Source organism: Nostoc sp. UIC 10630, assembly GCF_010747425.1.
GTDB lineage: Bacteria > Cyanobacteriota > Cyanobacteriia > Cyanobacteriales > Nostocaceae > Nostoc.
This window is the reverse complement of sequence record NZ_JAAGOG010000353.1, coordinates 1-4,474: the sequence shown is the minus strand read 5'-3', so window position 1 is coordinate 4,474 and position 4,474 is coordinate 1. Positions and strand designations below refer to the sequence as shown.

Genomic DNA, 4,474 nt, shown 5'->3' with positions numbered 1-4,474 from the left:
CCCCCCAGCAGCATGGCGGTGATTCCGACTGCTTTTGAACTCCGCAACTTCGGCGCATCTGCAAACGGGGCACACAGTGCCTCTTCTTCTGGCTCATCAAGTGAGACAGAAGAAGAGGAACTGTTTGACCCGTTTGCAGATGCGCCGAATTTGCCGATTTCAAAAGCATTCGCAATCAAACCCATGCTGCTGGGTGTAGCCTTAGCGGGAATTGTCATCTTAGGCGGTGGTGCTTACTTCTTGACTCGTCCTTGTGTTATGTCGGAGTGTAAAGAAATACAAAATGCCGAGCGATTAAAAACAAAATCTCCACAACTGATACGCCGTGCCAAGTCTGAACAAGAATTAGTAGCTGTACAACAGCAACTTACGGCAGTCAGTACAGCTCTGAATGCAATTCCTAGTTGGTCGCCTCGTTCCCAGGTGTCAGAAGAACTAAAAGCAAGTTTGTCTAGACGGTCAGAAAAAATCAACCAGGTGGTCAAGGCTTTGCAGACAGGATCTTTGGCGACACAAAAAGTTCAAACTCCTGCACATAGTCTAGAGGAATTACAAGCTAGGCAACACTTGTGGCGACAGGCTATAGCACCACTAGAAACTATAAGTCCCGACAGTGAACTCTATGGGCTAGTGCAAGGGAAATTGATTAATTATCGAGTTCGTTTGCACGCTGTAAATCAGCAGATATTTACTGAGGAAAAATGGCTCAAAAAACTAACAGCAGCAAAAGCTGTAGCTAGTGCTGCCGAGAAGCAAGAAGGTACTGCTAAATCTTTGAATGATTGGCAAAAGGTGCGGTCTACTTGGCTGGTGGCGATTAATGCTTTGAATAGTATTCCTTTAACTAGCCCTAGATACCAAGAAGCTGAAAAGCTGTTGGTAGATTATAAACCTAAACTGATGGCGGCACGCGATCGCGCGACTAAGGAACAATTAGCTGTTAAAACCTACCAACAAGTTCTTAGCACCGCCAAGCAAGCCAAGCTTTATGAGCAACAAAACCAATGGCAAGCAGCTGCTACATACTGGGATCAGGCTTTGCAAACTGTTAAAAAAATTTCCCAAGATAGCTTGTACTACAATCAAGCTCAGTCCCTCATCGAACCCTATTCAACAGCCCTCAAACAAGCACAAGAAAAAGTACAAGTTGTTAGTAGTTTGCAACAAACCCGTACTGACTTGGATAAAACTTGTATTAATGAAATTCAGATTTGTACCTTTAACATAGACAATGCAGGAATTACTGTCCGGTTAACTTCTGAGTATGACCAAGTAAGACAAAATAACTTGGCTAATCCTTATTCTGAGAATTCTAGTACTGCTGTTGATGTTACCAATCACTTGCAAATCTTACGAGAAGCTCTAGCTGTAATTAGTGACAATGCCAACCTGTCCCTTATCCTTTATGATTCTCAAGGCCAGGTAATTTATACTCGGACTTTGGGTGGGTAAAATCTGCCAATTCTCAGGTGAAAATCTATTGTTTGGATTAAGCTTTGCCGCTACCTAACAAATATAGTAGCGCCATGCGAACGGCGATACCGCTAGTAACTTGCGATTGAATAAGACTAAATTCTGGATCATCCATCAATTCAGAACTAATTTCAACACCACGGTTAACGGGGCCTGGATGCAAAACTTTAACATTAGGTTTACAAAGTTGCAATTTTGTACGTGTAATGCCAAATAGCTGATGATATTCTCGCAAACTTGGCAATAAATGAGCTGTCATACGCTCTTTTTGTAGGCGCAGAGTCATCACAAAGTCGGCATCTTGTAAAGCTGGTTCTAGCTGCCAATGTAGAAAAAGTGGGGGAGTGGGGAAGTGGGGGGATAACTCCTGACTTCTGACTCCTAACTCTTCAGAAATGTACTCGGCAAATAATTTGGGTAAGAGGGTTGGTGGTGCTGCCAGATGGACTTCGGCTCCACTGGCGATTAAACTCCAAATATTCGATCGCGCCACGCGAGAATGAAGAATATCTCCAACAATGGCAATTTTTTTCCCCTTTAAAAGTTCCAGTCGGGGGCTAGCTGGGTCAATTAGAGTACTTATGGTAAATAAATCTAGCAGTGCTTGGGAAGGATGCTCATGTTGACCATCACCAGCATTAAGGACACTAACTCGTACACCTAAACGATCCATTTCAGCCGCGATCGCATTTGGTACTCCTGCCTCTCGATGGCGGACTACCATAATATCAGTTCCCATGGCCAAATAAGTCTTCGCCGTGTCGAGAATTGTTTCTCCCTTAGTCATCGAAGATGTAGCGGCAGCAAAGTTTAGCGTATCCGCACTTAAACGTTTCGCCGCGAGTTCAAAACTGCTGCGAGTCCGGGTAGAAGATTCAAAAAATAAATTCGCCACCACCTGTCCCTGCAAAGTTGGCACTTTCTTCGTCCGCCGCGATAGCACCTCTTGAAAACTGGCAGCAGTTTGCAAAACAGTATCGTATTCAGTGGTAGTGAAGTCGGCTAGGGAAAGAATGTGATGACGATTCCAGGTGGTAGTAGGCATATTTTGGAACTGGGGACTGGAGACTGGTGATTGGAACTGAAGGACTGGGGGAGATAAGGGAGTAATCAATGCCCAATGCCCCATGCCCAATGCCCAATCCCTTCAAGTTGGTAAATGGAAAACGTTTAAAGCTAGAGAAATTAAGCTGAGGAACGTTAAAAATCCAATTGTATCTAGCATTGTAGTCACTAACGGGCCACTAACCAAAGCAGGATCAAGTTTCAGTCGTTCCAAAGCCATTGGCAGTAAAGTGCCGAGTGTAACAGCCACAATTGTATTAGTTGCCATTACCATTCCGGCAATTAAAGCCACCCATCGCTCTTGGGGTCGTGCCCAAATTAAGGAAAGCAGGATCATCGTTGTGGCTAAAGCGAGAGCTGTACCTAAACCAGCTAGAAGTTCTTTGCGGAGAATTTTCAAAGTGTCTTTGGGTGTTACCTCACCCACCCCTAAGCCGCGAATTGTCACCGTTAATGATTGAATACCGACAGTACCACCAGTGTTAGAAAAAATTGGCATGATTACTGCTAAAACTGGCACTGCGGCAATTACAGATTGAAAAGGCGCGATCGCACTGGCTGCACCAATATACATAGCCATGATGCCCAACAGCCAAGGCAAGCGGTTGCGGATGGTGAGTAGGGGAGAGGATAAAGCCGCTTCATCACCACTCACACCCGCGAGTTTTTGGATATCTTCTGTGGCTTCCTCTTCCAAAATATCCATGACATCATCAATGGTGACAATGCCAACCAATCGGTCTTCCCGATCAACAACCGGGATAGCGATTAAGTCGTAGCGCTGCATGATTCGCGCCACTTCTTCTTGAGGAGTTTCAGTTCTAACTTTGATGACGCGATCGCTAGAAATATCTTTGATGAAAACATCGGGAAAGGTAAATAGCAACTGGCGCAGTGAAACTACTCTCACTAGTGTCCGATTGTCATCAGTAACGTAGGCGTAGTAAATCGACTCTTTGTCTTCATCCTGACGGCGGATTTTACTTAGGGCTTCACCTACAGTCAATCCTTGCCGCAACCGGACATATTCGGTTGTCATCACCCGCCCAGCCGTGCCTTCTGGATAGCCGAGAATTGTTGCTGTTGCTTGCCTTTGTTCTGGACTCAGTTCTTGCAATAGCCGTTTGATTACCCCAGCAGGTAATTCATCAAACAATTCTGCCCGTTCGTCGGGACTCATTGCTTCTACAAGTTGCACTACTTGGACATCATGCAGAGAATTAATTAGTTCTTCCTGCACCTCTGTAGGCAGATATTCAAATACATCGATTGCCTGAGCTTTGTTGAGTAAACGGAATGCGATCGCGCGTTGTTTTTCAGGCAATTGTGTAATGTAATCTCCCACATCCACAGGTTGCAAGCGATTTAAATCCCACTTCAACTGGTTTAAATCGGTAGTATCAGTAAGCAAATCACGAATATCTTGTGTGAGCATGAGATATATCTCCTAAGTCTCCCCCTCGCTGGGAGACTTCCTCGCCAGCTCAGAGGAGGTTGATACTGCCATCTGGTGGACTATTGCCCATAAAATTTCAACAATTCAATATCGATATCTAAATTAAGGCATTGCTAGTCATCATCCTAACCCGGAATCGCACTCTCAGGTTGACACTGAATATTAGCATTCAGCATCTATAATATTTCTGACTAATTTAATTGCCCTAAATTTTAGGTAATTTTTGTGTACTTAAAGTAGATTTTACTACTGCTAGAAGCTATGTCAAGCCAATAAAGGAATTTACTCGCAAAATTCACAGAGTCAAAATATTTACAACAGTAATAAGTAGTATTTTGTATCAAGCAACTTCATGCATAGTTACCTGGACAAAAATAAAATAGGATTTCTATATAAAGGCTGATATAGGATTAGTATTTGATTTTTGAAAAAGCTCCGTACATCTGAAGAGACGGAAAATCAAAAGTAGTATTTTGAATG

3 protein-coding genes are annotated in these 4,474 nt (G+C 43.6%); 1 reads left to right on the top strand and 2 read right to left on the bottom strand.

Going from position 1 to position 4,474, the window contains the following annotated elements; all coding sequences use genetic code 11:
* Positions 1–1,452, top strand: a 1,452-nt coding sequence (locus G1O98_RS37075) for a hypothetical protein (protein WP_175587024.1), incomplete at its 5' end; no start/stop codon positions are given.
* Between the two features lie 37 nt (positions 1,453–1,489).
* Here the strand turns inward: G1O98_RS37075 and G1O98_RS37070 are convergent.
* Together G1O98_RS37070 and mgtE are read right to left on the bottom strand one after the other, a co-directional pair.
* Positions 1,490–2,518, bottom strand: a complete 1,029-nt coding sequence (locus G1O98_RS37070; protein ID WP_163939301.1) for an aspartate carbamoyltransferase catalytic subunit — start codon at positions 2,516–2,518, stop codon at positions 1,490–1,492.
* A gap of 102 nt (positions 2,519–2,620) precedes the next feature.
* Positions 2,621–3,973, bottom strand: a complete 1,353-nt coding sequence (mgtE, locus tag G1O98_RS37065) for a magnesium transporter (protein ID WP_163939298.1) — start codon at positions 3,971–3,973, stop codon at positions 2,621–2,623.
* Between the last annotated feature and the right edge of the window lie 501 nt (positions 3,974–4,474).